At 51.2% G+C, this 25,935-nt stretch carries 23 protein-coding genes; 14 read left to right on the top strand and 9 right to left on the bottom strand.

The features are described 5' to 3' along the window. Positions 1 to 180: 180 nt before the first annotated feature. Complete coding sequence (locus B152_RS0115950; RefSeq protein ID WP_026261629.1) at positions 181 to 642, top strand: Lrp/AsnC ligand binding domain-containing protein; 462 nt, start codon at positions 181 to 183, stop codon at positions 640 to 642. Positions 643 to 673: 31 nt separating this feature from the next. Here B152_RS0115950 and B152_RS25525 read toward each other — a convergent pair whose 3' ends face one another. Further along, entirely contained in the window at positions 674 to 1,519 is an 846-nt protein-coding gene (locus B152_RS25525) for a substrate-binding periplasmic protein (RefSeq protein ID WP_020593431.1), read from the bottom strand. A 317-nt stretch (positions 1,520 to 1,836) separates the two neighbouring features. Between B152_RS25525 and B152_RS0115940 the strand changes: the two genes are divergently transcribed. From B152_RS0115940 to B152_RS0115930, 3 genes are all read left to right on the top strand, one after another. Continuing rightward, the gene (locus B152_RS0115940) at positions 1,837 to 3,192 is read left to right on the top strand and encodes an NAD(P)-dependent oxidoreductase (protein WP_020593430.1); all 1,356 of its coding nucleotides are present in this window, start codon (positions 1,837 to 1,839) and stop codon (positions 3,190 to 3,192) included. A 54-nt stretch (positions 3,193 to 3,246) separates the two neighbouring features. Continuing rightward, positions 3,247 to 4,554, top strand: coding sequence for an NAD-dependent dihydropyrimidine dehydrogenase subunit PreA (gene preA / locus B152_RS0115935; RefSeq protein WP_020593429.1), 1,308 nt, complete (start codon positions 3,247 to 3,249; stop codon positions 4,552 to 4,554). Between the two features lie 129 nt (positions 4,555 to 4,683). Further along, positions 4,684 to 5,538, top strand: a complete 855-nt coding sequence (locus B152_RS0115930; protein WP_020593428.1) for a DMT family transporter — start codon at positions 4,684 to 4,686, stop codon at positions 5,536 to 5,538. Between the two features lie 21 nt (positions 5,539 to 5,559). On the opposite strand, the gene rutR is transcribed toward B152_RS0115930, so the two are convergent. Further along, positions 5,560 to 6,198 carry an HTH-type transcriptional regulator RutR gene (rutR, locus tag B152_RS0115925; RefSeq protein ID WP_020593427.1) on the bottom strand — a complete coding sequence of 213 codons (639 nt, stop codon included), beginning with the start codon at positions 6,196 to 6,198 and terminating at the stop codon, positions 5,560 to 5,562. Next, the gene (locus B152_RS0115920; protein ID WP_020593426.1) at positions 6,195 to 6,905 is read right to left on the bottom strand and encodes a TetR/AcrR family transcriptional regulator; all 711 of its coding nucleotides are present in this window, start codon (positions 6,903 to 6,905) and stop codon (positions 6,195 to 6,197) included. Before B152_RS0115920 ends, rutR begins: the two co-directional genes overlap by 4 nt. A gap of 485 nt (positions 6,906 to 7,390) precedes the next feature. On the opposite strand from B152_RS0115920, the gene B152_RS0115915 reads away from it, so the two are divergent. The 7 genes from B152_RS0115915 to B152_RS0115885 all read left to right on the top strand — a co-directional run bounded on the left by B152_RS0115915 (position 7,391) and on the right by B152_RS0115885 (position 16,026). Beyond that, a complete protein-coding gene (locus B152_RS0115915; protein ID WP_020593425.1) occupies positions 7,391 to 8,641 on the top strand; it encodes a Zn-dependent hydrolase in 1,251 nt (416 codons plus the stop codon). A gap of 14 nt (positions 8,642 to 8,655) precedes the next feature. Next, complete coding sequence (gene hydA, locus B152_RS0115910; protein ID WP_020593424.1) at positions 8,656 to 10,110, top strand: dihydropyrimidinase; 1,455 nt, start codon at positions 8,656 to 8,658, stop codon at positions 10,108 to 10,110. A 96-nt stretch (positions 10,111 to 10,206) separates the two neighbouring features. Then, positions 10,207 to 11,094: an ABC transporter ATP-binding protein gene (locus B152_RS0115905; RefSeq protein WP_020593423.1), complete on the top strand. Its 888-nt coding sequence runs from the start codon at positions 10,207 to 10,209 to the stop codon at positions 11,092 to 11,094. A 52-nt stretch (positions 11,095 to 11,146) separates the two neighbouring features. Further along, a complete protein-coding gene (locus B152_RS0115900; RefSeq protein WP_020593422.1) occupies positions 11,147 to 12,013 on the top strand; it encodes an ABC transporter permease in 867 nt (288 codons plus the stop codon). Further along, positions 12,010 to 13,140, top strand: a complete 1,131-nt coding sequence (locus B152_RS0115895; protein ID WP_020593421.1) for an ABC transporter permease subunit — start codon at positions 12,010 to 12,012, stop codon at positions 13,138 to 13,140. The genes B152_RS0115900 and B152_RS0115895 overlap by 4 nt, the downstream gene beginning before the upstream one ends. A gap of 65 nt (positions 13,141 to 13,205) precedes the next feature. Further along, positions 13,206 to 14,192, top strand: a complete 987-nt coding sequence (locus tag B152_RS0115890) for an ABC transporter substrate-binding protein (protein ID WP_020593420.1) — start codon at positions 13,206 to 13,208, stop codon at positions 14,190 to 14,192. Positions 14,193 to 14,403: 211 nt separating this feature from the next. Beyond that, positions 14,404 to 16,026, top strand: a complete 1,623-nt coding sequence (locus B152_RS0115885) for a bifunctional metallophosphatase/5'-nucleotidase (protein ID WP_020593419.1) — start codon at positions 14,404 to 14,406, stop codon at positions 16,024 to 16,026. Positions 16,027 to 16,116: 90 nt separating this feature from the next. Here B152_RS0115885 and B152_RS0115880 read toward each other — a convergent pair whose 3' ends face one another. Then, positions 16,117 to 17,727, bottom strand: coding sequence for a 5-guanidino-2-oxopentanoate decarboxylase (locus B152_RS0115880; RefSeq protein WP_020593418.1), 1,611 nt, complete (start codon positions 17,725 to 17,727; stop codon positions 16,117 to 16,119). A gap of 20 nt (positions 17,728 to 17,747) precedes the next feature. Continuing rightward, entirely contained in the window at positions 17,748 to 18,929 is a 1,182-nt protein-coding gene (locus B152_RS0115875) for a pyridoxal phosphate-dependent aminotransferase (protein ID WP_020593417.1), read from the bottom strand. Positions 18,930 to 19,149: 220 nt separating this feature from the next. On the opposite strand from B152_RS0115875, the gene B152_RS0115865 reads away from it, so the two are divergent. From B152_RS0115865 to B152_RS0115855, 3 genes are all read left to right on the top strand, one after another. After that, positions 19,150 to 19,773, top strand: a complete 624-nt coding sequence (locus tag B152_RS0115865) for a TetR/AcrR family transcriptional regulator (protein WP_020593415.1) — start codon at positions 19,150 to 19,152, stop codon at positions 19,771 to 19,773. A gap of 169 nt (positions 19,774 to 19,942) precedes the next feature. Then, positions 19,943 to 20,767 (top strand): transporter substrate-binding domain-containing protein, encoded by an 825-nt coding sequence (locus tag B152_RS0115860; protein WP_020593414.1) that lies wholly within the window; start codon positions 19,943 to 19,945, stop codon positions 20,765 to 20,767. Positions 20,768 to 20,840: 73 nt separating this feature from the next. After that, positions 20,841 to 21,755: an amino acid ABC transporter permease gene (locus B152_RS0115855; protein ID WP_020593413.1), complete on the top strand. Its 915-nt coding sequence runs from the start codon at positions 20,841 to 20,843 to the stop codon at positions 21,753 to 21,755. Between the two features lie 13 nt (positions 21,756 to 21,768). Here B152_RS0115855 and B152_RS24080 read toward each other — a convergent pair whose 3' ends face one another. Genes B152_RS24080 through B152_RS0115835 form a run of 4 tightly spaced genes read right to left on the bottom strand, consistent with a single transcriptional unit; the run spans position 21,769 to position 25,899 of the window. Then, a complete protein-coding gene (locus B152_RS24080) occupies positions 21,769 to 22,836 on the bottom strand; it encodes an AbrB family transcriptional regulator (protein WP_020593412.1) in 1,068 nt (355 codons plus the stop codon). A 3-nt stretch (positions 22,837 to 22,839) separates the two neighbouring features. Continuing rightward, a complete protein-coding gene (locus tag B152_RS0115845) occupies positions 22,840 to 24,375 on the bottom strand; it encodes a tripartite tricarboxylate transporter permease (RefSeq protein WP_020593411.1) in 1,536 nt (511 codons plus the stop codon). Positions 24,376 to 24,377: 2 nt separating this feature from the next. Beyond that, positions 24,378 to 24,860 (bottom strand): tripartite tricarboxylate transporter TctB family protein, encoded by a 483-nt coding sequence (locus B152_RS0115840; RefSeq protein WP_020593410.1) that lies wholly within the window; start codon positions 24,858 to 24,860, stop codon positions 24,378 to 24,380. Between the two features lie 40 nt (positions 24,861 to 24,900). Beyond that, on the bottom strand, positions 24,901 to 25,899 hold the full coding sequence (locus tag B152_RS0115835) for a tripartite tricarboxylate transporter substrate binding protein (protein ID WP_020593409.1): 999 nt from the start codon (positions 25,897 to 25,899) through the stop codon (positions 24,901 to 24,903). Positions 25,900 to 25,935: the final 36 nt, after the last annotated feature.

Raw genomic sequence — 25,935 nt, 5'->3', positions numbered from 1 at the left:
AGGGGCGCAAGAAGCATAACCAGAACCGGGAAGGGTTCAACCGTTCGTTATCAAAGCAGAAACCTCAGTTGAGAGGATATTGTCAAACATTTGTTTGAAATGGATCTTGAATTTCGTAGGGTGTGACGAGATTATTGGAATAATATTCGATTTTATTGATAAAAATGAGGATTATTTATTGTGGATAGAATTGATGTTAAAATTTTGTCATACCTGCAAGAAGATTGTCGCATGCCAATTTCGACTCTGGCGGATAAAGTCGGGCTTTCAACTTCGGCCTGTCACAGACGGATCAAGTTGCTCGAAAGTGGTGGACAAATTTCGGGATATGTCGCGCGGCTTGATGCAAAGGCGTTGGGGTATTCTATCGAGATTTTTGTGGAAATAACTCTGCATTCTCAAAGTGAAGACACGCTGGAACAGTTCGAGATAGCGGTGCAGAAAGCACCAGAGATTTCCGAATGTCACCTTATGGCGGGACAGGCGGATTATTTGCTCAGGGTTGTTGCCCAAAATGTTGCTGACTACGAACAGATCCACCGCAATGCTTTGTCGCGCTTGCCTGGGGTGGCTCATATGCAATCAAGTTTTTCCCTGCGTACTGTCCGTCCCTGGGCAGGTGTTCCTGTCATCCAAAGGTAACCCGGAGCTGGCCAAGCTCTGGGTATTTGGGCTACTGGTATTTTGCCAAAATGGTTTCGATGGTTCCGTCCTGATGCATTTCCCTGATAATCTGACCGAGTTCGCTGGTCCTTGACTGGTAGGTTGAGGCGCGGGAGAAGGCGAAGTAGACAGGAACCTCAACACCGGGGTTAAAGGGCGCTTTTACCAGCTTGTCTTTGTAGCCGAGTGTTAAAATCTCATAGGACGCATTTGGATCAGTCCCGACATAGGTATCAATCCGACCTGTATTGAGCATGGGAAGCAGTTTTTGTTCTTTGGCGACTTCGGCCTTGGCAATTTTTTGATCAGTGTTGAACGGCTCAAAATAATGAGAAGAAACCACTGCCCCTGTTCTCAGATTATAGAGATCATGGTACTGTGTTAGTCGATCCTGCTCTCCGGCCCTGACGAAAAAAACCACGGATACAGCATGATAAGGCGTGTCAGCATAGTTCATATAAACTGCACGCTCGTCATTTCGGGCAATGCCTGACATCAGGTCCAGGTCGCCCCGTTCCATTTCTACCAGACAGCGTTTAAACGGGCAGGCCCGTACTTCAAAGGGAATACTTATACGTCGGGATATTTCCATAGCGACATCATAGTCAATCCCGGCGGGTTGTGGCTGTTCTGTTAAGGCGAAAGGAGGCCAGTGTGAGAGGCCATAGCGGATTTTGTCCTCGGCCTTTGCCGTCGAAAACAAAGCCGTCGAAAACATCGTCAGAGAGCAAAAAAACAGACGGACAATATCGCTGCGGGATCGCAGGTGACGGTCTGACAAAAGGGCAGTTTTATCAGGAGAAGGCATGGGACAAGAGCCCATAGCGCGCGTGAAAAGCATGATCAAAGAAAACATTCTGGCGTATCCCGGCTTTGTTCTGTCGCGAGCCTAGGGAGTATATCATGGGGTAATTAAAGGTGGGATATATAATTATACGCGATTTGTTTCAAAGGGTTGAGTTTGTCTTTGTCGAAGTTACAGTTTAAGAGGCGGTAAAAAAATTTATCAAATGATAAAAAAATTGACTGTATGATAAATTTATACTTATCATACGGGGAACAACAGGGATGACACCGCGCCAAAAAAGAGAGCGGGTCGTGTGCCGAAAATAAAATCAAATTACAAAATAATAAAAACTAACGTCACAAAAATATCCGTCAGGGAGTATAGGGATGAGTATAAAAACCGGTGAAGGGCCGGATATCCGATCCAGTCGTCTTGCTCAGGAAGACTACAGCAAGAATTTTGGCGATATCCATCCACCACTTGCCAGCCACGAAGCCTATGTAGAAGCAGACCGTTGTTACTTCTGTTATGACGCACCCTGTACCGTGGCTTGCCCGACATCAATTGATATTCCCATGTTTATTCGCCAGATTTCTGCGGATAACGTGAAGGGCGCTGCAAAAACAATCTTTGAAGAGAATATCCTCGGGGGCATGTGTGCCCGTGTTTGCCCGACAGAAACATTGTGTGAGCAGGCCTGTGTTCGTCAGGAAGCGGAAGGCAAACCGGTCAAGATCGGTCTGCTACAGCGTTATGCAACGGATCATCTGCTTGAAGAGGGTGACAAGGTTTTTGAACGCGCTGCTTTGACCGGGCGAAAAGTTGCGGTGGTTGGTGCTGGCCCTGCCGGACTTGCCTGCGCACATCGCCTCGCCATGCACGGACATGATGTCACGGTCTATGATGCGCGCAAAAAGGCTGGTGGCCTGAATGAATATGGAATCGCAGCCTACAAGTCGGTTGACGGTTTTGCCCAGCGCGAAGTTGAATTCTTGCTGTCTATCGGCGGAATTACACTTGATCTTGGCAAGAGCCTTGGAAAGGAACTCTCTCTGTCGGATCTGCGTCAGAAGTACGACGCGGTGTTTCTGGGGATGGGCCTGGCGGGTGTAAATTCCCTGCGTGCCGAGGGAGAAGAGCTTGACGGTGTTGTTGATGCTGTCTCCTATATTTCAGACCTGCGCCAGAGTACGGATCTTTCCCGATTGCCGGTTGGTCGCAAGGTAGTGGTGATCGGCGGTGGCATGACAGCCGTTGATGCGGCCGTACAGTCAAAGCTGCTTGGGGCAGAAGAGGTGACAATCCTATACCGCCGCGGCAAAGAACAGATGAATGCCAGTGACTATGAGCAGGATCTGGCGCAAACCAAAGGGGTCACTATTCGCCATTGGGTCAAGCCAAACCGTCTGATCGGAGTAAATGGCAAAGTCAGTGCCATCGAATGTGAATATACCGAAGAAAAAGCTGGTTCACTTAAGGGAACCGGTGAGACCTTTACTTTGAACGCAGATATGGTTTTCAAGGCGATTGGTCAGAACTTTGTTGCTGCTCCTCTGAACGGATCAGCGGAGGTTGTTGAACTTGAGAGTGGACGAATTCGGGTGGGTGAAGACCGCCGAACCAGTCTGGGGGACGTCTGGGCCGGAGGTGATTGTATCGCTGGCGGTGAGGACCTGACAGTTGCTGCGGTAGAGGATGGCAAGGTTGCAGCTGAAGCAATCAATGCTTTCCTGAGCCGATAGGTAACGACTGAAACCCTCTCCGGTAAAATCCGGACTATCACAAGGAATATGAACATGGCTGATATCAGTAGCAATTTTCTGGGTATTAAATCTCCCAACCCGTTTTGGCTCGCCTCTGCTCCGCCGACGGATAAAGAATATAACGTTGTCCGGGCTTTTGAGGCTGGCTGGGGCGGTGTTGTTTGGAAAACCCTGGGTGAAAACCCGCATGTGGTCAACGTCAATGGCCCAAGATATGGAGCGATCCACGGGAACGACCGCCGTTTGCTGGGGTTAAACAATATCGAGTTGATCACTGATCGTTCGCTTGAAATCAATCTGGAAGAGATCACCCGGGTCAAAAAGAACTGGCCAGACCGGGCCTTGATTGTCTCGCTGATGGTTCCCTGCGAGGAGCAGAACTGGATCGACATTCTCAAGCGGGTTGAAGATACCGGTTGTGACGGGATCGAGCTGAATTTCGGTTGCCCGCATGGTATGTCGGAACGTGGCATGGGCGCGGCTGTTGGTCAGGTGCCAGAGTACGTCGAGATGGTGACCCGCTGGTGTAAAACTCATTCGGATCTGCCAGTGATCGTCAAGCTGACTCCCAACATTTCCGATGTTCGCCAATCTGCTAGGGCTGCGCATCGCGGTGGTGCAGATGCTGTTTCCCTGATCAACACAATCAATTCGATTGTCGGAGTTGATCTGGATCTTATGGCGCCAACCCCAACTGTGGATGGCAAGGGGACACACGGCGGCTATTGTGGCCCTGCAGTGAAGCCGATTGCTCTGAATATGGTTGCGGAAATTGCCCGTGATCCGGAAACACAAGGCCTGCCTATTTCCGGCATTGGCGGGATCACTACCTGGAAAGATGCCGCCGAGTTTATGGTTCTGGGATCGGGTAACGTTCAGGTCTGTACTGCGGCTATGACCTATGGCTTCAAGATTGTCACTGAACTGGCTGAAGGCCTTTCTAACTGGATGGATGAAAAGGGATACAGCTCGCTTGATGATTTTGTCGGTCAGGCCGTTCCCAACGTCACGGACTGGAAGTATCTCAATCTGAACTATATTGCCAAGGCATCGATTGATCAGGATCTCTGTATCAAGTGTGGGCGTTGCCATATTGCCTGTGAAGATACGTCACATCAGGCGATTACTGCCACGGTTGATGGAGTTCGCAAGTTTGAGGTGATTGATGACGAGTGCGTCGGTTGTAATCTCTGTGTCAGTGTCTGCCCGGTGGAAGACTGCATTTCCATGGTGCAGATGACCGAAGGGACAGATCCGCGTACCAACAAACCGATTGATCCGGGCTATGCCAACTGGACAACCCATCCTAATAACCCGAGTGCGGTAAAAGCTGCTGAATAAACTGGTGTTTTCTGACTGAGTGGATAGTCTGGCCGACCATCCCCTGCTAAGACGAAGGTTGGTACCGTGTCCCTCAGTACAGAAACTGCACCTTTACAGGCTCAGGAAGAGAAAAAAGCACATCGTGCGATGCTGCTTTTTATCTTTCTGGTCAGTACTTCCTTTCCGGTTGGCGCCGCCATTACTCATGAGCTTGACCCGACCGCTTTGACCTTCTTNCGTTTCTGTATTGCTTCCACGGCTTTTGGTATCCTGTTGGCTTTTAAACGGGAGTGGCACTGGCCGGGGCCTTTGCTCTGCTTCAGGTATCTTTGTCTGGGGGCATTGCTTGTTGTCTTCTTCGTTACAATGTTTGAAGGCCTGCGTCTGGGCAGTGCTGTCAGCCTTGGCGCGGTCTTTACCCTGATCCCGATGATGACGGCGGTCATCGCCTATTTCCTTGTCGGGCAAAAAACCAGCCGAAGGCTTTGGGGCGGATTGTTGATTGCTGCTGCGGGTGCAGTCTGGGTTGTTTTCGGCGGGAGCGTCGAAGCTCTTCTCGAGTTTTCCTTGGGGCGTGGAGAGTTGATTTTCTGGGTTGGCTGTTTGTCTTATGCTGCCTATTCCCCCTGTGTTCGGCGCTTCCATCAAGGGGAAAATCTGCTGGTGCTGACCTTCTGGACACTTATCGCCGGGACCGTGATTTTGGCTGGTTATGGCTGGCAGGAAATTATTGATACCCCTTGGGCAAAGTTACCTTTTTCTGTATATGGAGCAATTACTTATCTGGCTGTTTGTAACACGGCGATCAGCTTTTTTCTGCTCAAGTATGCCAGTTTTAAACTGCCTGCAGCAAAGGTTATGGCCTATACCTTCCTGACCCCGGCAATCGTTCTGGCCATTGAAGGGATAGTCTCTCGCCAGATACCGGATATGTCACTTGTGCTCGGTGTGCTTGTTACCGCAATGGCAATGATTTTCCTACAGAGAACCGTTAGCGATTAGTGCCAAAGATTGTGAGGTTTTTCAGCCTCTTGGTTTCAGCCCTTCCAGGAAAATCGCGCTGATGGTTGTACCAGCCTGTTCATAATAGTCAGGCGCGTCGACGGTTTCGCCCAGTATCGCGCGCATCTGGACTTTGAAGTCGGCATAGTGCTGGGTCGTGGCCCAGATCATGAAAATCAGGTGATAAGGATCGACCTGGGCCAATTTCCCCTCTCTGACCCAATTGCGGATCACAGCAGCCTTTTCATCAACCAGCTGTTTGAGGGATCCTTTGAGTACATCTTCGATCATCGGAGCGCCGTGCAAAATTTCGTTAGCAAAAAGACGGGAAGCTGTCGGATTTTTACGTGACATCTCCAGCTTGAGAGCTGTGTACTTGCTGATTTCTTCCAGAGGATCACCCTTGGGGTTAAGCGCGGTGAGGGGCGTTAGCCACTCTTCCAGAGTACGCCGTAAAACCGAGATGTAGATATCTTCCTTGCGTCTGAAATAATACAGAAGGTTCGGTTTAGACATCTCGGCCTTCTGGGCGATCTGATCAATGGTCGTGCCCCGGAAGCCAAAAGTGGCAAAAATCTCCAGGGCTGCCTCGACAATTTTCTCTTCATTGATGGCCTGGATGCGGGTACGTTTTTTGGTCTGTCCGGCTCTTGGACTCATGCCTTGTCACCCTTTTCTTGCTGATCTTTTGGACTGTTATCCTGAAGCAGGTTGCTGCGGCGGCGTTGGACAGCGCCGATGCCGGTGAGAATGATCTCGATGACATTGTCCTTGGCAACCCGGTATTGGGCATCACTGAGGGGCGTGCCGCCATTGAGGGTTTCAATCTGATGGTTGAAATCGGCGTAGTGCTGGGTGGTCGACCAGATCATATAGAGCAGGTATTGCGGATCAACCGGGTTGATCTTGCCTTGGGCAATCCATCTGCGAATGATCACGGCACGGGATTCTGTCCAGTCTTTCAGTGTGGTTTCAAGGTAGTCCTGGATCACGGGCGCGCGCTGGATAATCTCGTTGGCCCAGACTTTGGACCCCATGGGATTGTCCCTGGAGATATCCATTTTTTTCTCAATGTAGCGACTGAGAGCCTCAACCGGGTCATCGCAGTCGTCAAAGGAGTCTGCTGCCTGGAGCCAGATGTTGAAAATGTTGTCCACAACCTGCCGATACAGTGCCTCTTTGGTCGGGAAGTAGTAGTGCAGGTTGGCTTTCGGGATGTTTGCCTGCTCGGCAATCATGCTGGTGGTCGCCCCGCGGAAACCGTATTCGGCAAAAACACTTTCGGCAGCTTTGAGGATTATCTTTTCATTTTCCTGTCTTATTCCAGCTTTGGCAGTGGTTTTTTTGACTCTTTCCGATTTTTTCATCCGTGTTTCCGGCTTATTTTTATTATTGACCAGATGGTCAAGGTTTAGTAGCGTAACTTGACCAAATGGTCAGGAAATAAAATTTGACCACCAGGTAAATAAATCTTCAAGGCAGGTTAAACAACTGCCAATATAAAAACAAGGCCCCGGAATTGTTCGAGCCGGGTCTACAGGGAGAACAGGTACGTGCACGGAAAAGGTGGTAGCGTCTGAATAATCCAAGATTTCGCCGATAAGTCATAAAAGCAATAAAACAGCCCTACGGCGTAACTTGCAGAGTTTAAAGATAGAGCAATGAACCAGCTGTCCTGTCAGGAAAGCCTTTGTTGCTCCTGCTTTCTGTTTCCAGGATTTACTACCTGTCTGATCAGGCGTCATCGTCTATCTCTGTAACCTGTTTGTCTATCAATTCTGTGGTCCAGGAGTGATGCGATTCATTTGTATCATTCAAGATAGAACAACAAGTGATTTCCGGGAGCGACCTGATGAGTAAACCAGCTGATAACATGCATATTAATTCCCCCAGGCTTTGGGAATCCCTGATGGAAATGGCCAAGATCGGCCCCGGAGTGCGCGGCGGTAATAACCGTCAGACCCTGACAGACGAAGATGCGGAAGGACGCCACCTTTTTGCGCGCTGGTGTGAAGAGGCTGGTATGACGGTCGGGATTGACAGCATGGGCAACATGTTCGCCCGTCATGAAGGGACAGATCCAAGTCTTCTGCCAGTGATGGTTGGCTCCCATCTGGATACACAGCCAACTGGCGGCAAGTATGATGGTGTTCTGGGCGTTTTGGCGGGGCTTGAGATTGTTCGCAGCCTGAATGACATGGGGATCAAGACCAAACGCGCCATTGAAGTGGTCAACTGGACCAACGAAGAGGGCACCCGCTTTGCGCCCGCAATGCTTGCCTCAGGGGTTTTTGCTGGCGTTCATACTCAGGACTGGGCCTATTCCCGGGAAGATGCCGAAGGTAAAAAATTTGGCGATGAACTGAAGCGGATTGGTTTTATTGGTGATGAACCGGTGGGGCAGCGTAAGCTTCACGCCATGTTTGAGCTGCATATCGAGCAGGGTCCAATACTGGAAGACGAAAAAGTTGATATCGGTGTTGTGACCCACGGTCAGGGGCTGAATTGGCTGCAGGTAACCCTGACAGGAAAAGAAAGCCATACCGGTTCCACACCCATGCCCAAGCGGGTCAATGCAGGTCTTGGAGCCGCCAGGATTACGGAGCTGGTCAATGATATCGCCTGGCGTTTTGCCCCCCATGCGGTTGGGGCAGTCGGCCATATGGATATCTATCCTAATTCGCGTAACATCATCCCAGGAAAAGCGGTTTTCACTATCGATTTCCGTCACCCGGAAAAGGATGTGATTACGGCAATGGAGCAGGCGCTTCGCTATGAAGGGCTGGAGCTGATTGAGGAGCTAGGGCTGACGATGGAGATCGAGCAGGTCGGAGCTTTTGATCCGGTCAAGTTTGATGAAACCTGCGTTGCTGCCGTTCGCAATGCAGCGATCCGTCTGGGGTATAGCCACCGTGATATTGTCTCTGGCGCCGGGCATGATGCCTGCTGGGTAAACCGGGTTGCGCCAACAGCTATGGTAATGTGTCCCTGTGTAGATGGCCTGAGCCATAATGAGGATGAAGATATCTCACCTGAATGGGCAGCAGCTGGTACAGACGTTCTGTTCCATGCCGTTGTTGAAACTGCCGAAATCGTCAAATAAGGAAAGGACAAGTCATGAGTAAAGTCATTAAAGGCGGAACCGTTGTTACAGCTGATCTTTCCTATAAGGCCGATGTAAAGGTTGAGGGCGGCAAGATTGTTGAAATTGGCCAGAACCTTTCAGCCAATGAGACGCTGGATGCGACGGGCTGTTATATCATGCCGGGCGGGATTGACCCGCACGTGCACCTTGAAATGCCGTTTATGGGCACGCACTCTGCCGATAATTTTGAAAGTGGAACCCGGGCCGGACTTGCTGGCGGAACGACGATGGTGGTGGATTTCTGCCTGCCGTCTCCGGGGCAGTCCCTGATGGAAGCCTTGGCGATCTGGCAACAGAAGTCGGGTTCTGCCTGTGCTGATTATTCCTATCATATGGCTGTGACCTGGTGGGGCGAAAAGGTTTTTGATGAGATGGAAGAAGTGGTTGGTCGCGGGATCAACACCTTCAAGCATTTTATGGCCTATAAAGGCGCCTTGATGGTTGATGATGACGAGATGTTTGCCTCGTTCCAGCGCTGTTCAGCTTTGGGCGCGATGCCGCTGGTTCATGCCGAGAATGGGGATGTTGTTGCCACCTTGCAGCAAAAACTTCTTGCGGAAGGCAACAATGGTCCCGAGGCCCACGCCTATTCCCGTCCTCCAGAAGTCGAAGGCGAAGCTGCCAACCGGGCGATCATGATTGCTGATATGGCCGGTGTTCCCTTGTATATCGTTCATACATCCTGCGAGCAGGCGCATGAAGCGATCCGCCGGGCACGGCAGAAGGGCATGCGGGTATTCGGGGAGCCCCTGATCCAGCATCTGACACTGGACGAGAGTGAATACGCCAACCCGGATTGGGATCATTCTGCCCGGCGTGTCATGTCTCCGCCCTTCCGAAACAAACTGCATCAAGATAGCCTTTGGGCCGGTCTTCAGTCGGGATCGCTACAGGTTGTCGCAACGGATCACTGTGCCTTTACAGCAGAGCAGAAGCGTTTTGGTGTTGGCGACTTTACCAAGATTCCTAACGGAACCGGAGGACTGGAAGATCGCATGCCGATGCTTTGGACGCATGGGGTTGCGACGGGCCGTTTGACCATGAACGAATTCGTTGCTGTAACGTCGACCAACATTGCCAAAATTCTGAACATGTATCCGAAAAAAGGTGCTGTTATGGTCGGTGCCGATGCTGATCTGGTTGTCTGGGATCCAAATCGTTCCAAGACCATTACGGCAAAATCACAGCAATCCGTTATTGAGTACAACGTCTTTGAAGGTAAAAAGGTCACCGGACTGCCACGTTTTACGCTGACCCGCGGCAAGGTTGCAATCGAGGAGAGCACGGTCAAGGTTGAACCGGGTCACGGTGAATTTGTTGCACGCGAGCCCTATCCGGCTGTGAACAAGGCACTTTCAAAGTGGAAAGAAATCACGGCACCGCGTAAAGTTGAGCGCAAACCTGAAAATATGCCGGCCGGAGTGTAACTGGATAATACGATAAGGAGAGGGGAGAAAACTTCCCTCTCGTCAGAACGATAACTGCCGCTTAACGGCAGAGTTCAACGAACAGGGAGTTAAACCATGCTGCAGGTTTCGCAAGCGGACGCAAAGAGCGGCGTTCAAAACAGCGACTTTAGCCAGCTTGACAAGATGGGTATGGAACAAAATTCAATGGCAACAGACAAGGCAGTATCCCCGGTAGTCGAGATCAAAAATCTCTCCCTAAGCTTCGAGACCAATGACGGTCCCGTTCATGCCTTGTCAGAAATTGATCTTTCTATCGGGCGGGGAGAGTTTGTTTCCTTTATTGGTCCTTCCGGCTGTGGCAAGACCACATTGCTGCGGGCGGTTGCAGATCTTGAGCAGCCAACAGGCGGTAGTTTGCTGGTTAACGGCGTGTCAGCGGAAGAAGCCCGGCTAAACCGGGATTACGGCTATGTCTTTCAGGCTGCGGCTCTTTACCCCTGGCGAACAATTGCCGGGAATATTGGCTTGCCTCTGGAAATCATGGGTTACCCAAAGGCCGAAAGGCAGCAGAGAATTGCCAAAAATATGGAGCTGGTCAATCTGGCCGGCTTTGACAAGAAATTCCCCTGGCAGCTTTCTGGTGGCATGCAGCAGCGGGCCTCTATTGCCAGAGCGCTGTCTTTCGATCCGGAACTGCTGTTGATGGATGAGCCCTTTGGTGCACTGGATGAAATTGTCCGGGATCATCTGAACGAGCAGCTTTTACGGCTGTGGGACAAGACCAACAAGACAGTATTGTTTGTAACTCATTCTATCCCGGAAGCCGTGTTCCTCTCATCGAAGATTGTGGTCATGTCACCACGTCCCGGACGCATCTACGATGTCATCGACTGTAACCTTCCCCGTGATCGGTCTCTTGATATCCGGGAGAGCCCGGAGTTTCTGGCCATTGCCCACCGGGTACGCGAAGGATTGCGGGAAGGACACAGCTATGACGACTGACGCTCTGCTGTCTTCGGGACACTCGAGACGCGAGAGCCTCTGGAGTATTCTTATGTCGGGCAAGACCGGTCCTGTGATCGTGGTTGTCTGTGCGATTATCGCCATCTGGTATGGCTCGGCTGTGCTGTTGAACACTGCTTTTCAAAAAGATATCTACGCCCGGGGAAATGTTGATTGGACCACCAGTCAGCTGATTACAGATACTCTGGCACAGGAAAGACCAGTCTTGCCTGCTCCGCACCAGGTGGCGGTTGAACTATACAAGACGACGATACTTACAAACATTACATCAAAGCGCAGTCTGGTCTATCATGCCTGGATCACCTTGTCTTCGACCCTGATGGGTTTTGGTATCGGTTCGGTTCTGGGTATTCTTCTGGCTGTGGGGATTGTGCATAACCGGAGCCTGGACAAGAGCCTGATGCCCTGGATTATTTCTTCCCAGACTATTCCCATTCTGGCAATTGCTCCGATGATTATCGTGGTACTCAATGCTATTGGTATCCAGGGTCTTTTGCCCAAGGCTTTTATCTCGACCTATCTGAGTTTCTTCCCGGTTACAGTTGGAATGGTCAAGGGATTGCGCTCACCTGAAACAATCCACCTTGATCTGATGCGGACCTATAACGCATCGAACTGGGATCTGTTCTGGAAACTGCGCTGGCCTTCTTCTGTGCCTTTCCTTTTTACCGGCATGAAGGTGGCGATTGCAACCAGCCTTGTTGGAGCCATCGTTGGGGAATTGCCAACGGGGGCGGTCGAGGGACTGGGAGCACGGCTACTGGCAGGTTCCTATTATGGACAGACCGTGCAGATCTGGTCGGCGCTGATTGCAGCGGCACTGCTTGCGGCGGTTCTGGTTTCTCTGGTTGGCGTTGCCAATAAGGTGGTTCTCAAGCGGATGGGGATGGCGCAATGATGACTTTTCGCAATGTTCTTGCCCTGATTGCAGCCGCCCTGTGCCTGCTCGCGCTTGCTTCGCCTTTGGGGAGCGTCGCAGGGGTATCGCTTTCCCTGTGGGATGACGTCGGGTTGCTGGTTTTTGCCCTGGCTCTGATCGCGGCAGTTCTTGGGATTGTTAGCCGAAAGCTGACAGGTGGAGCCGCTGATATCGTGATGCTGGTATTGCCCCATTCAGGGGCCTGGTATCTCATTGCCCGTTTGGGAATTGCTGATCAGGATCTGCAGGCAGGTTATTGGTGTCTGGTTATCGCGTCCTGGCTTGCGGCCTGGATCTTTGTTGACCAGCTGTCGGCGAAGAAACCCAAATCTCCTTCCTTGCAAAGGTTTTATGGCGTTGTCGTACCTGTACTTTTTGGAGTATGGCTGTTGATTTTATGGGAAACGCTCGTCCGGGGATTTCAGGTGCCAACTGTGCTGTTGCCGCCACCCAGTATGATTGGAGCTCGTTTTGCTGCCTCAACGGCCATCCTCTGGGCCGATTTCCAGCAAACTTTTCTCAAGGCGGTCCTGATTGGTTATGCTCTGGGCTGTGGCAGTGCTTTTCTTACGGCGATCCTGATTGACAGGGTGCCTTTTTTACAGCGCGGCTTGTTGCCGATTGGCAATCTGGTTAGTGCCCTGCCGATTATCGGCGTTGCGCCGATCATGGTGATGTGGTTCGGTTTTGACTGGCAATCAAAAGCTGCTGTTGTGATTATCATGACTTTTTTCCCAATGCTGGTGAACACCGTCGCCGGGCTTTCCATTTCATCCCAAATGGAAAAGGACATGATGAAAACCTATGCGGCTGGCTATTGGCAAAGCCTGATCAAACTGCGGTTGCCCTCAGCTTTGCCGTTTATTTTTAACGCTTTGAAAATCAATTCTACCCTGGCCATGATTGGTGCTATCGTTGCGGAGTTCTTCGGGACACCCATCGTTGGAATGGGGTTCCGTATTTCAACCGAGGTAGGCCGTATGAATGTTGATATGGTCTGGGCTGAAATTGCAGTGGCTGCTCTGGCAGGAACTGCGTTCTATGGTGTCATGAACGTAATCGAGCGGGCATGCACATTCTGGCATCCATCTTTCCGTAACGGATGAACCCAGCAATTTTTAACGCGGGTTCATTCCATGGAATGGCTGGAACCAACAACAGGGAGAGTATAATGAAAAAACTGTTACTAGGTGCGGTTGCTTTGGCGGTTGGGGTTGCCGGAGGATCCGCATTGGCGGCTGATACAGTAAACCTGCAGCTCAAGTGGGTTACACAGGCTCAATTTGCCGGCTATTATGTGGCGGCTGATAAAGGTTTCTATGAGGCCGCAGATCTGGATGTGAACATCAAGCCAGGCGGGCCTGATATTGCCCCTCCACAGGTGATCGCCGGTGGTGGTGCCGATGTGATCGTTGACTGGATGCCTTCTGCTTTGGCATCCCGTGAAAAAGGTGTTCCTCTGGTCAATATTGCCCAGCCATTCAAAACATCCGGCATGATGCTCACCTGCCGCAAGGAAACCGGTATTACTGGTCCGGATGATTTCAAAGGCAAGACACTGGGGGTTTGGTTCTTCGGGAACGAGTATCCGTTCCTGAGCTGGATGTCGAAACTTGATATTCCAACCAATGGCGGTGCAGATGGTGTTTCCGTTCTCAAGCAGGGTTTCAATGTTGATCCGCTTCTGCAGAAGCAGGCTGATTGTGTTTCTACGATGACTTATAACGAATACTGGCAGGTCATCGATGCAGGAGTTCCGGAAGATGAACTCGTTGTCTTCAAATATGAGGAGCAGGGTGTTGCTACGTTGGAAGACGGGCTGTACGTGCTTGAGGATAATCTGAAAGATCCGGCCTTTGTTGACAAAATGGCACGCTTTGTTTCTGCCAGCATGAAAGGCTGGGAGTGGGCGCGTGAACATCCAGAAGAAGCGGCGATGATCGTTCTCGAAAATGACGGCACAGGTGCCCAGACAGAAAAACACCAGGTTCGCATGATGGGTGAAATCAACAAGCTGACAGCTGGTTCTGACGGCAAACTTGATCCTGCAGATTACGAACGGACAGTTGCTACCCTGCTGGGTGGGGGGTCTGATCCTGTGATCACGAAACAACCGGAAGGTGCCTGGAGCCATGCTGTTGTCGATATGATCAAATAAGATCTGTCATATCTGTTGTATCGATCCCTTGTTTCGGGGCAGGCTTTTTAAAACTGGTCTGCCCCGGATACGTTGTACCTCTCTGCGGTTTGTATCCGGTTTCAGAGGGCAGATTTTCTCGAATGATTTTAGATCAGGGGATGGACGTAAGCGGCAAAGGTGCCTAGTCTTTCTCTCTTAAAACAAGAATAACTTTCTTTGGGAGTCTCTCATGAAAAAGCATCTTGCCGGTGTTGCCAGCCTTGCTGCCGGTCTTTGTCTTTTTGCTGTTTCAGCACAGGCTGATTACTCTTTAAGCATTCTCCACATCAACGATTTGCATTCCCGTATTCTGCCAGTCAACAAGTATGATTCAACCTGTGGTGCAGAAGATCTGACCGAAGGTAAATGCTTTGGCGGTTTCGCGCGTGTTGCCCAAACGATTAATGATCGCCGTTCTGCCCTCAAGGCAGCGGGTAAAAATGTCCTGGTTCTTGATGCCGGGGATCAGTTTCAGGGATCACTGTTCTATACCAAATATAAAGGTCAGGCGGCAGTCGAGCTGATGAACATGACCGGTTTTGATGCCATGACCATCGGGAACCACGAGTTTGATGATGGCCCGGGAACTTTTCTGGAATTCCTGAATAAGGCCAAGTTTCCTGTGATTAGTGCAAACACGATTGCTTCACAGAAATCAGAACTCCGCGGCAAGTTCCCGACCTCGATCGTTCTTGATCGTGCCGGGGAGAAAATCGGCATTATCGGCGCCCTTGCTGAAGATACCGACGAGACCTCCAGCCCGGGAAGTGAAATCAGCTTCTTTGATACGGCAAGAGCCGTCCAGCCGATTGTTGATCAGATGGAAGCCCAGGGGGTGAACAAGATTATCCTGCTGAGTCATCTGGGCGTACCAAGGGACAAGGTTGTTGCCAGCCAGCTGACCGGTGTTGATGTCATTGTGGGTGGCCACAGCCACACCTTGTTATCAAATTCCGATGAAAAAGCAGAAGGTCCCTATCCGGTTGTTGTAAATGCGCCTGATGGAAAAGCGGTTCCGATTGTTCAAGCCTATGCCTATTCTAAATTTATGGGGGAACTGGAGCTGACATTCGATGATGCAGGCAACGTGACCGGCTGGTCTGGTGATTCTGTGTTGCTGGACAGCTCTTTCCCGGAAGATGCTGTCATGAAAGCACGGATTGCCGAGTTGAACGAGCCGCTGGCTGAAATTCAGAAACGTGAAGTGGGGGTTGCTTCCAAGGTCATTGACGGAGATCGGAACTCCTGCCGTTCCGGCGAATGCGAGATGGCAAACCTTGTTGCCGATGCCATGCTTGCCCGGGTTAGAGAAAAAGATGCAACAGTCGAGATTGCTCTGCAAAATGGGGGCGGTGTTCGTGCCTCGATCGATGAAGGCCCGGTAACGATGGGTGAAGTTCTTAGCGTCCTGCCGTTCCAGAACACCATTGCGACTTTCAAGCTTACCGGTGAGGATTTTATCACGGCGCTGGAAAACGGACTGTCAAAAGTCGATGAGGGTGCGGGGCGCTTCCCGCAGCTTGCAGGTGCCCGCTATACTTGGGATCCAAAAGCAGAAGCTGGTGCCCGAGTTGTTTCTGTTGAAGTTGGCAACGATGCCGATGGCTTTGTTCCGCTTGATCCGGGTAAAGTCTACAGCATGGTTACAAACAACTATGTTCGTAACGGTGGTGACGGATACGATGTACTGGCTGAAAAAGCGATAGACGCGTACGATTTTGGGCCAAATCTGGAAGATGCGCTGGCCGATTATATCACAGCTAACAGCCCGGTTAAGGCAAGTGTTGGCGGCCGTATTATGACGGTTGAATAGGCTAAAAAGCTGATCTGTCGATACTGTTAAAAGGAAAAGGCCCTGATAATTCGGGGCCTTTTCTGTTTCTGGATGCTGGCTGTTTTATGATTACGAGCAGAAGAGTCTTTCTTCAATCTGGATCAATGCTGGTTTCCCTGAAGCGGCAAGACGTTTGAGGGTTGTTGGAAAATCCTCTGCTGAGCTGAGATGTTCTGCCTGCAGGCCATAGGCTCTGGCGATGGCAGGAAAATCAGGTGTCGTCAGATCGACCCCTTCGGGCACGATGGCATTGTCTTCCATGTAACTCTTGATTTCCTGGTAGCCATCGTTATTCCATACCAGAATGATTACGGAGGTATTTGCATCTATGGCAGAGCCCAATTCTGCTAGCGTAAACTGCAAACCGCCATCCCCGGTCAGGCACACGACCGGTCGTTCCGGACAGGCCAGTTTTGCCCCGATTGAAGCAGGCAGAGCATAACCCAGCGTACCGAACCCGGTGGCAGAGTTGAACCAGCCCTGTGTCTGGTCGGGGGAGAAACAGAGGTTACCGGCATAGACCGCTTGAGTAGAATCCCCGACAATCACGGCACCGGGCAGGGCGGCGGTAATCTGGTGCAGGAAACCGATTTGCCGATTCATCTCAGGGGATAATTCTGTAGCTACTTCTGCACGAGCTTTTGCTGCTCTGCTTGCTCCGGAGTATTCTTTGCGGGCTATCGCACTTTTATCAAGACAGGCAAGTATATCGGTTGTTGCGTGAACTGCATCGCCGGTCAGGGCCAGATCAGGGGTGACATTTCGTTGGAGCTGGACAGGATCAATATCAACCCGGACAAGAGTACCGGGGATCGAGAAATTTCCGTCAACGTACATATCGAAATCTGTGGGGCCAACTTCGCTGCCCAGAACAACAACCAGATCTGCGTTTTTTATCAGCTCCCGGACGGCTTTCAAAGAGGGACTTGCTGGTACGGCGAGAGGATGATCTCCCGACAGGATACCCCGGGCATTGATGGTCATGATCACCGGGCTGTCTAAAGTTTGCGCAAGTTCCTGTACCACCGAAACATCGCCTTTGACGCCACCGCCAACAATCAGAAGGGGAGCTTTGGCCGCGGCGCAGAGCCTTGCCGCCTGTTCGATTCCGGTTGCTGAAGGACGAGGACGCCTGAAGCCTGCAGGGCGAGATGGCAGGGGAAGGTCGTCTGCAGCAGCAGACATCAGATCAACCGGTATTTCGATATGTACCGGACGAGGACGTTCTCCCTCAAACAAGGCAAAGGCTCGCGCCATAGCCTGGGGCAGGTCCGAAGGCGTTGTGATACTGTAACTGAAGGCAGAAACCTGACTTGCAAAGGCAGACTGGTTCGGGAGTTCGTGGAGGTTGCCGTTGCCGTGCCCCAGATCCTTGAGCCTGTTAACACCGGAAATAACCAGCAGGGGGATGGAATCAGCATAGGCCTGTCCCATTGCCGTGGCGATGTTGGTCAAACCTGGGCCTGTAATGGTGAAACATACACCGGGCTTGCCGCTCATCCGGGCATAACCATCGGCCATAAAGCCTGCGCCCTGTTCGTGACGGGGAGTGTGATGGCGAATGCGGGAATTTGCCAGGCCGCGATAAAGTTCAACAGTATGAACGCCGGGGATGCCAAAAACACGTTCAACATCATAGGTTTCCAGCAATTTAATCAGGTATTCACCAAGAGTGGTCATTTAGCGTTTCTCCGGCATGGTCAGGCTGCAGCCTGCTGTGCATTAGCAAAGTCGGCAATACGACGGCAGCCTTCGGCGATCTGTTCCTCTCCGAGGGTAAAGGACAGTCTTATATGTCCCGCAGCACTGGAACCAAAAGGTGAAGCGTCGAGAACACAGACATTCTGTTCTTTATAAAGCCGTTGGGCAAAGTCGTTACTCTCCATCCCTGTCGATCTGATATCAACCAGCAGGAACATGCCTGCTTCAGGGCAGTGGCTGACAAGGCCAGGGGCAGCTTTGAGACATTCCAGCGCAAGGTCACGGCGGCGCTGGTAAATGGCTTTCATACGGGCAGGTTCATCTGCCATATCTGTCAGAGCAACAAAGGCAGCCTGCTGGGAAAAGCCGGGCAGACCATAGAGCATGCAAAGGGCCACCTTTTCCATTGCCAGGATAAGCTCAAGCGGGCCGATGGCCCAGCCAACCCGCCAGCCAGTCATGGCATGAGACTTTGACAGGCTGCTGATGGTGACTGTGCGCTCTGCCATACCGGGCAAGGAGGCAATCGAGAGGTGTTGGCCCGAAAAAATAAGATCTGCATAAACCTCATCAGAAATCACCCAGAGATCATGTTTCTTGGCAAGGTCTGCAATGGCTTCAAGCTCATGTCGCTTGAGGACAACCCCGGTGGGATTATTGGGGGTTGTCAAGAAAATGGCTTTGGTTTTTGGGGTGATTGCGGCTTCTATGGCTGGAATATCTGGCCGGAATCCCTGCTCGGCTTTTTGGCCAACGGGAACAAGCGTTGCTCCTGTGACCCTGATGCTGGCTTCATAGGTGATGTACATCGGTTCCAGAGCGATGACTTCGTCACCTGTTGTTGCAAGGCAGAGAGAAGCAGTGAAAAGACCACATTGAGCACCAGCGAGAACAATCACATTGTCAGCAGTGACAGACTGTCCTGATTGTTGTTGATGCTTACGGGCAATGATTTCCCGTAATGGCGCGCGACCAACGATTTCACTGTAATGGGTGTCGCCGGATTTGAGGGCATTGCAGGCTGCGTCAGAAATCTGGTCCGGTGTTGCAAAGTCCGGGTCTCCAACACTCATGATGATGACATCTTTTCCAGCGGCCTGTTCGCGCAGAGCCTTGCTATGGAGGTCCCAGGCAGAGGCTCCTGAACCTGTAACCCGGTCAGTCAGGGGGGAAAGACGCATATCTAAAATCCTTTATAACAATCCTTAGGCTTTAAGGCGGTGTGTTCCGGACCATTTTTAAACACATTGGTCATTGGGGAGCAGATGAAAATACCATAATTGAACAAATGTTCAACAGTAGAATTTCCCCGCAGTTGTAAATTCCTTGTCATCAAGTCTTTCTTTTTCCGGGGGATGATGAATACACTGGCGGCAATTGAGATTAAATTTTCTGGACAGCATGACTGATACCCCCAAATTTCGCCGTCAAATTCCTGAAGAACGAAAAAAAGAGATGGTAGAAGCGACTTTGCGCTGCCTGGGACAGAAGGGAAGTGAAGGGCTCTCGGTCAGGAATATCAGTGCGGAGGCCGGAATATCGATTGGCTTGATCAATCATCACTATCCTAGCAAGGATGATCTGGTTGCTGCAGCTTATGAAAAGCTGGCCACTGACCTACTTCACTATGTTGTGCAACTGGTTGAACAAAGTGGCGGAACGCCCCGCGAACGGATGAGTGCTTTTTTCAGAGGATATTTTTCGTCGGAAATTCTGGACCAGAAAATCCTGAGAGTCTGGGTGGTTTTCTGGAATATGTCGGAAAAATCCGAGAAGGTCCGACAATCGCATGATCGTACCTATGCCGGTTTCCGCGCCCAGTTGGAGCAGATGCTGTGTGATCTGGTTAATCATCCCGGTATTCCTGATTTTAATCATCGTTTGGCAGCAATCGGCTTGTCGGCGATGCTGGATGGTTTATGGCTGGAGTGGTGTTTGAACCCGGCGACCTTTGCCCCTGAAGAAGGGTTGCGTATCTGTGAGGCCTGGGTGGATGGTCTGGTTTCCGGAGCTTTTGATCTTTGAATATGAGCAAATATTAAACCATCAAAAAATTATTAGTTGAACATGCGTTCAGCTATGCTATCGTTTGTCAGGCTGAACAACAAAGTTTTGGCCGATAACATGCGAGAGGGCTGAGGACGAAAGAGCGGGAAAACCCGTCTGTCCCGGAAATCCACAGGGAGGAAATGGAATGAAACTTTTCAAATATGCGCTGTTGGCTGGTGCTGTTGCACTCGGTGCGACCTCTGCTTTTGCCGGAGAGTCACTGGACCGGGTGATGGGTAATAACAAACTGGTTATTGCCACCGATGCGGAATATCCCCCGCAGTCATCCATCGATGCAGACAATAATCTGGTTGGTTTCGATGTTGATGTTGGCCGGGCAATTGCCGAGCGCATGGGCGTAGAAGCTGAATTTGTAACACCGGGATGGGATGTCATTACTGCTGGCCGCTGGGCTGGCCGCTGGGATATGTCTGTTGGCTCAATGACACCAACCAAAGAGCGCGCTCAGGCCCTGGATTTTCCGGTTGTATACTATTTTACACCGGCAGCTCTGGTTGTGCATGAGAAGAATGAGACCATTCTTCAGTCAAGCGATGCTTCAGGCAAAAAGATCGGCGTCGGGGTTTCAACGACCTATGAAAGCTATCTGAAAAAAGACCTGGTTATTGATGCCGAAGATGTTCCGGAATTCTCCTATATCATTGATGATGCAGACATTCGCACTTATGATTCCGACGTTCTGGCGCTGGATGATCTGCGCTTGGGAGATGGCGTGCGTCTTGATGCGGCTTTTACTGCGTTGCCAACAATTCTTGAAGCCCAGAAAAATGGCTATCCGATCAAGATTATCGGTCCGGAAGCTCTGTTCATGGAGCCACTTGCTATCGCCACAGACAAGGGTGATGTTGAACTTAACGCCAAGATTAAAGAAGCGGTTTCTTCCCTGCATGCGGACGGCACGCTTTCGAAAATTTCCGAGAAGTGGTACGGCGGCGACCTGACACAGTGAGAACCGGGCTTTGAATTATATCCTTATGGAAATACTGGAACGACCGTCGATAAGACGGTCGTTTTTGTTCGCGATGGCTTATCTGGTTCTACTGAGCTTTGATTTTGCAGGGCTGTTTAAAGATACCGAGATTGCCCTTGGGCCAGATATGATGGGCGGCCTGCTGCGTGTGGCCATTGCGGCCGCTGTCGTCGGCAACTTCATCATCGTAAACAAATTCCCTCACCGTACCCAGTTGATTGTGACCTGGGTACAGTTGTTCGGTTTGTTTATGTACTTCTTTTACAGCTTTGATCTGTCTTACGAGTATATCTGGGAACGTTTGCCGCATCTGCTCGGTCTGGGGCTGAAAAGCGATTTTCTGATGGGCGCAGCTTTGACTGTGTTTATCTGTGCTGTTGCGATTGCCGCTTCGACAATCCTCGCTTTACTCGCGGCTCTGGCGCGTTTGTCCAGCAGCGGTATGGCTCTGGGGATTTCGACCTTTTATATTTCGTTTTTCCGCGGTACGCCGCTGCTCCTGCAGATTCTGCTGATCTATCTTGGGCTGCCCCAGATAGGGGTTATTATCAATCCGATCCCGGCTGCGATTATCGCTCTGTCACTTTGTTACGGGGCTTACATGGCCGAAATTTTCAGAGCTGGTATCCAGGCCATTCCGGCAGGTCAACGTGAAGCGGCCAAGGCTCTTGGACTTAAGGACGGACAGGTGATGCGTCTGGTGGTTTTGCCACAGGCGATCAGGCTGATTATTCCGCCAACCGGGAATCAGTTTATTGCCATGCTCAAGGACAGTTCGCTGGTGTCAGTTCTGGGGGCATGGGAGCTGATGTATATGGCCCGTACCCATGGACGGGCGGAGTTCAAGTACATGGAGATGCTGATTTCGGCTGCGCTGATTTACTGGGCCTTGTCTGTGACTTTCGAGATTGTTCAGTCCAGGATCGAAAAGCGCTATGGCAAAGGGATTGATATCAGTCGCGTATGATCGGGAGAAAACTCTAATGCTCTCCTTCGGGTTTCTCTGGTGAGGTCTGTTTCTTTAACAGCCTCGCCAGAAAAATCGGGACGATAAAGACAATCACCAGAAGCCTGAGAGCATGGTGGGTTGTGACAAAAGCCGGATCAATTCCCATTGAAAGAGCAGCAAGTGTCATCTCGGCAAAGCCACCAGGTGATAGTGCCAGGATGAGGGCTTCAAAACTGGCGTCGGTTATTTGTGACAAGAGAGCGGATACCAGCAACGTAACGGCCATCATAACAAAAGCCATTCCGACAGCCAGGAGCATGATCCGTCCGATCTGTCTGAAAGAGTAACCAGCAAAGCGTGCCCCAAGAGCACTGCCAAGGGTCAACTGCAGAATTATTTTGACCAGGTCAAACGGTTCGTGATCAATCAGACCAGCAGTATGGACGATTGCACTGATTAAGAGGGGGCCTGTCAGGTGGTGGGCAGGGAAACCCAAGATTTTACCCAAGCCCAGACCGACGATGGCTGTGATGATCAAAAACACAATATCCTGCAGGTTCCAAAAAGGACCGGATTGCAGGGGAGCCACTGTCTCAAGACCAGCCCAGTAAGTCAGAAACAAAGGGATGGCGAGGAGGATAGTTGCGACACGGCAGGCATGGGTGAGTGTCAAAGCCTGTACATCGGCTCCGGCCTCTTCCCCCAGCAGGGTCATCTCGGAAAGACCTCCGGGAAAGCCTGAAAAAATGGCCGTGATCCGGTCCATTCCCAAAACTTTGCGGCAATAGGTCTGGGCCACGAAGGTAATTAGGCCCAGATAAACCACGGCGGCAATCAGGGTTGGAACCCATTCACCGATATGGGCCAGAACGTCTGGCGAGAAAGCACCGCCCAGCATAACACCCAGAATGACCATAATATAGAGACGGATTGGTTTGGTTACTCCCACAGGTGCTCCGGCAAGAGAAGCCAGAGCACTGGCTGACAGGGCACCGAGTAACCAGGGAAGGGGGAGACCTGCAAACTTGAACAGCAGGCTCCCCGCCAGCCCGACCAGCAGGGTCAGGAAGAAGCGGAGCGTTGCTCCATATTTTTTCATCTCTTAACTTTCACCGTCATTTGCGGCAAGGGCGCGTTGCTTGCGAATATCCATAATATTCTTGGTTAGAGGAGCAAGCAGGATGATCACGGTGATTGCCAGAATAGCTGCTGTAATTGGACGTTCCCAGAGAAAGGAAATGCTGCCATCGTTGATGTTCAGGGCACGCCTCAGGTTTTCTTCCATCATACCGCCCAAGATGAATCCCAGGAGCATCGGTGCAAGCGGGAAGTCAATCAGGCGGAAGAAAATCGCGATAACTGCAACAAAAACCATGATGTGGATGTCAAAGGTATTGTTGGAGACAAGATAGACACCAACGAGAGAGAAAAACAGGATCAACGGCGTTAACAACTGTTTGGGCAGGGCCAGAAGTCTTGCAATGTATGGGATCAGGGGCAGGTTCAGTACCAAGAGGATGATGTTGCCAATATACATGGAAATAATCACCGACCAGAAAACCGCAGGGTTTTCGACAAATAGGCGCGGACCAGGTTGAACCCCATAGGAAATCAGTGCACCGAGCATGACAGCAGTGGTTCCTGATCCGGGTATTCCAAGCGTCAGAAGAGGAACAAAGGAACCAGAACAGGCTGCATTGTTCGCTGTCTCCGGTGCTGCCAGTCCGCGTAGACTGCCTTTCCCAAATTTGAGTTTTTCCTTGGCACTGGCAAAGTTACGTTCCATGCCATAGGCGAGGAAGGAGGCAATTGTGGCCCCTGCGCCAGGGAGTACGCCGATAAAGAAACCGAGCACGGAGCTTCGGGCTATCACCGGGGCAATCTCCTTAACCTCTTCCTTGCTCACCTTCATGCTGCCGAGATTCCCCCGGGTGGCTTCTTCTGCTTCTTTTGAGCGGGCTGCGGGTTTGAGGATAACCATAAGGGCTTCGGACAGGGCAAAGGTTGCCATGGCAAGCAACAGGAAGCTGATTCCATCCATCAGATCCAGAGAACCGAAGGTAAAACGCTGAAGTCCTGCTGTCTCATCAATACCGATTGTGGAGAGCATCAAACCCAACAGGGTCATGAGGACAGCAATAAGAAACTTTCCTTTCCCGGCAAAGGCAGAGACTGCGGTAAGACCAAGAACCATCAGGGCGAAATAGTCGGCTGATTGAAAACTCAGTGAAACAGAGGCGAGGGCCGGGGCGGCAATAAGAAGAAAGATTGCGGCAATGGTTCCACCACTGAAAGAGCTGTAGGCAGCAATGGCCAAAGCTTTGCCCGCGTGCCCCTGTTTGGCGAGAGGATAGCCATCGAATGAAGTGGCAACCGTTCCGGCAACACCGGGAGCATTGATCAGGATAGATGAGGTCGAACCGCCAAAGATGGCACCATAATAAACCCCGGCCATCAGGATCATGCCGGTTGAAGGATCAAAGCCATAGGTAATGGGGATCATCAGGGCAATCGCCGAAATCGGACCCAATCCGGGGAGCATGCCAATAAAGGTTCCGGCAAAGCAGCCCACAAAAACCATCAGAAGATTGACGGGGGAAACCGCTGTGCTCAATCCTTGTAGAATACCGTCCAGCATGATTATGCCCCTAAGTTAAGTGCAAGGAATATCTCACCTGGAGCGAGATAGACATTGAGGAGTTTTACGAGAATGAACCAGAAGCCGACGGCAGAAGGAACAGCGGTAAGCAGGATAATCTTCCAGCGTCTTTCACCGAGCGTATAAATTCCGGCGATAAGGAACAGGACTGTGGACAGCAGGAACCCCAGCGGGGTGAGGGCCAGCCCATAGAGAACCATCAATACCATCATCAGGATCGTGGGTGGCCAGTTCAGGCCTTGAAAAACCCTGGTAAAGGTCTCGCCTGATCCTTTTTGAGGAAGGACCAGGACGAGAAAGGAGACAAGACCTGTCAGCCAGGCCAGGGCATAGGGCATTGTTCTGGCGGTGAAGGCTTCAAACTGATCACCGGGCAACAACCGGATTTGCTGAGCTTCAAAGCCATAGGCAATTGCCAGGATAAAAAAGCACAATGCACCGAGCTTTTCTTTACTGAGAGTCATGTCTCCATTCCTTCCGTTCGACTTTTAAACCGGTGAGGGCTTAAAGGAAGCCGAGCTCTTTCATGAGATCGCCGATAATACCTTCCTGCTCTTCAAGGAAAGTGGTGAACTCTTCGCCCGGACGATAGAACTCGACCCAGCCATTGCGGGAACGAACAGTTTCCCAGTCAGCTGTTTCGTACATTTTCTCGAGCATATCGGTGTAGATCTTTACCTTTTCGGGAGAAGTGCCGGGGGCAGCAAAGAAACCACGCCAGTTAACGAATACAGCATCAATACCCTGTTCTGTAAGCGTTGGTACATCTGGAGCATCGCTGATCCGGTTTTGTCCGGTCATCCCGAGGATACGGATCTGGCCGCTTCTTTCCAGTTCGAGGGCTTCGGAAAGACCGGTCGAGAGGATCTGGGTTTCGCCAGACAGCAGGCCAGCCATCGCCTTGCCGCCAGCATCATAGGCGATGTACTTTACGGCATTTGGGTCACCACCAGCCGCTTTGAAAGCCTGGGCCGCAACGAGGTGATCCATACTGCCACGGGTAGAGCCGCCGCCAATTTTGACAGAGTTGGGGTCGGCTTTGAAATCAGCGATAACTTCGGTAAAAGAAGTGTATTTCGAATCAGCAGCTACGGCAAAAGCAGCATAATCACCGATCACACCCGCAACGGATGTCAAATCACGGAAAGACTGTGGAAAAACCTTGGTCAAGGAGCGGATAACGATGGGTGTCGAGTTGACCATCAGGGTATCACCCTGACGCTCTGCTGTCTCGATCAGGTGCGCAATGGCTTTCCCGCCACCGCCACCGGACAGGTTCTCATAGGATGCTGTGCCCAGAAGACCTGACTTTGTCAGAGCTTCTCCAATACCTCTTGCTGTTCCGTCCCAGCCACCACCTGCACCACCAGGAATGATGAAGTGGATCTGTTCAACCTCTGCTGCAGAAAGAGTTGAAACGGGCAGGGCGGCCCCAAGGCTGATAACTGCTGCGGCAGCAGAAAGCATAAAGCGTCGTGAAATTTTTGAATTCTTGCCAAACATAAAAGGCCTCCGGTTCTGTTTGTTCTGTTTGATGAA

The organism is Kiloniella laminariae DSM 19542 (genome assembly GCF_000374005.1).
Lineage (GTDB): Bacteria > Pseudomonadota > Alphaproteobacteria > Kiloniellales > Kiloniellaceae > Kiloniella > Kiloniella laminariae.
This window is presented reverse-complemented; position numbering and strand designations above follow the sequence as displayed.

Excerpts from the sequence above, each read along its gene's own strand:
- B152_RS0115905 (WP_020593423.1), top strand. The coding sequence starts at position 10,207 with ATGCTGCAGGTTTCGCAAGCGGACGCAAAGAGCGGCGTTCAAAACAGC.
- rutR (WP_020593427.1), bottom strand. The coding sequence starts at position 6,198 with ATGAGTCCAAGAGCCGGACAGACCAAAAAACGTACCCGCATCCAGGCC.
- B152_RS24080 (WP_020593412.1), bottom strand. The coding sequence starts at position 22,836 with ATGAAAAAATATGGAGCAACGCTCCGCTTCTTCCTGACCCTGCTGGTC.
- B152_RS0115880 (WP_020593418.1), bottom strand. The coding sequence starts at position 17,727 with ATGACCACTCTTGGTGAATACCTGATTAAATTGCTGGAAACCTATGAT.
- preA (WP_020593429.1), top strand. The coding sequence starts at position 3,247 with ATGGCTGATATCAGTAGCAATTTTCTGGGTATTAAATCTCCCAACCCG.
- B152_RS0115915 (WP_020593425.1), top strand. The coding sequence starts at position 7,391 with ATGAGTAAACCAGCTGATAACATGCATATTAATTCCCCCAGGCTTTGG.
- B152_RS0115885 (WP_020593419.1), top strand. The coding sequence starts at position 14,404 with ATGAAAAAGCATCTTGCCGGTGTTGCCAGCCTTGCTGCCGGTCTTTGT.
- B152_RS0115865 (WP_020593415.1), top strand. The coding sequence starts at position 19,150 with ATGACTGATACCCCCAAATTTCGCCGTCAAATTCCTGAAGAACGAAAA.
- B152_RS0115890 (WP_020593420.1), top strand. The coding sequence starts at position 13,206 with ATGAAAAAACTGTTACTAGGTGCGGTTGCTTTGGCGGTTGGGGTTGCC.
- B152_RS0115855 (WP_020593413.1), top strand. The coding sequence starts at position 20,841 with ATGGCTTATCTGGTTCTACTGAGCTTTGATTTTGCAGGGCTGTTTAAA.
- B152_RS0115840 (WP_020593410.1), bottom strand. The coding sequence starts at position 24,860 with ATGACTCTCAGTAAAGAAAAGCTCGGTGCATTGTGCTTTTTTATCCTG.
- hydA (WP_020593424.1), top strand. The coding sequence starts at position 8,656 with ATGAGTAAAGTCATTAAAGGCGGAACCGTTGTTACAGCTGATCTTTCC.
- B152_RS0115845 (WP_020593411.1), bottom strand. The coding sequence starts at position 24,375 with ATGCTGGACGGTATTCTACAAGGATTGAGCACAGCGGTTTCCCCCGTC.
- B152_RS0115940 (WP_020593430.1), top strand. The coding sequence starts at position 1,837 with ATGAGTATAAAAACCGGTGAAGGGCCGGATATCCGATCCAGTCGTCTT.
- B152_RS0115900 (WP_020593422.1), top strand. The coding sequence starts at position 11,147 with ATGTCGGGCAAGACCGGTCCTGTGATCGTGGTTGTCTGTGCGATTATC.
- B152_RS0115835 (WP_020593409.1), bottom strand. The coding sequence starts at position 25,899 with ATGTTTGGCAAGAATTCAAAAATTTCACGACGCTTTATGCTTTCTGCT.
- B152_RS25525 (WP_020593431.1), bottom strand. The coding sequence starts at position 1,519 with ATGTTTTCTTTGATCATGCTTTTCACGCGCGCTATGGGCTCTTGTCCC.
- B152_RS0115920 (WP_020593426.1), bottom strand. The coding sequence starts at position 6,905 with ATGAAAAAATCGGAAAGAGTCAAAAAAACCACTGCCAAAGCTGGAATA.
- B152_RS0115875 (WP_020593417.1), bottom strand. The coding sequence starts at position 18,929 with ATGCGTCTTTCCCCCCTGACTGACCGGGTTACAGGTTCAGGAGCCTCT.
- B152_RS0115895 (WP_020593421.1), top strand. The coding sequence starts at position 12,010 with ATGATGACTTTTCGCAATGTTCTTGCCCTGATTGCAGCCGCCCTGTGC.
- B152_RS0115860 (WP_020593414.1), top strand. The coding sequence starts at position 19,943 with ATGAAACTTTTCAAATATGCGCTGTTGGCTGGTGCTGTTGCACTCGGT.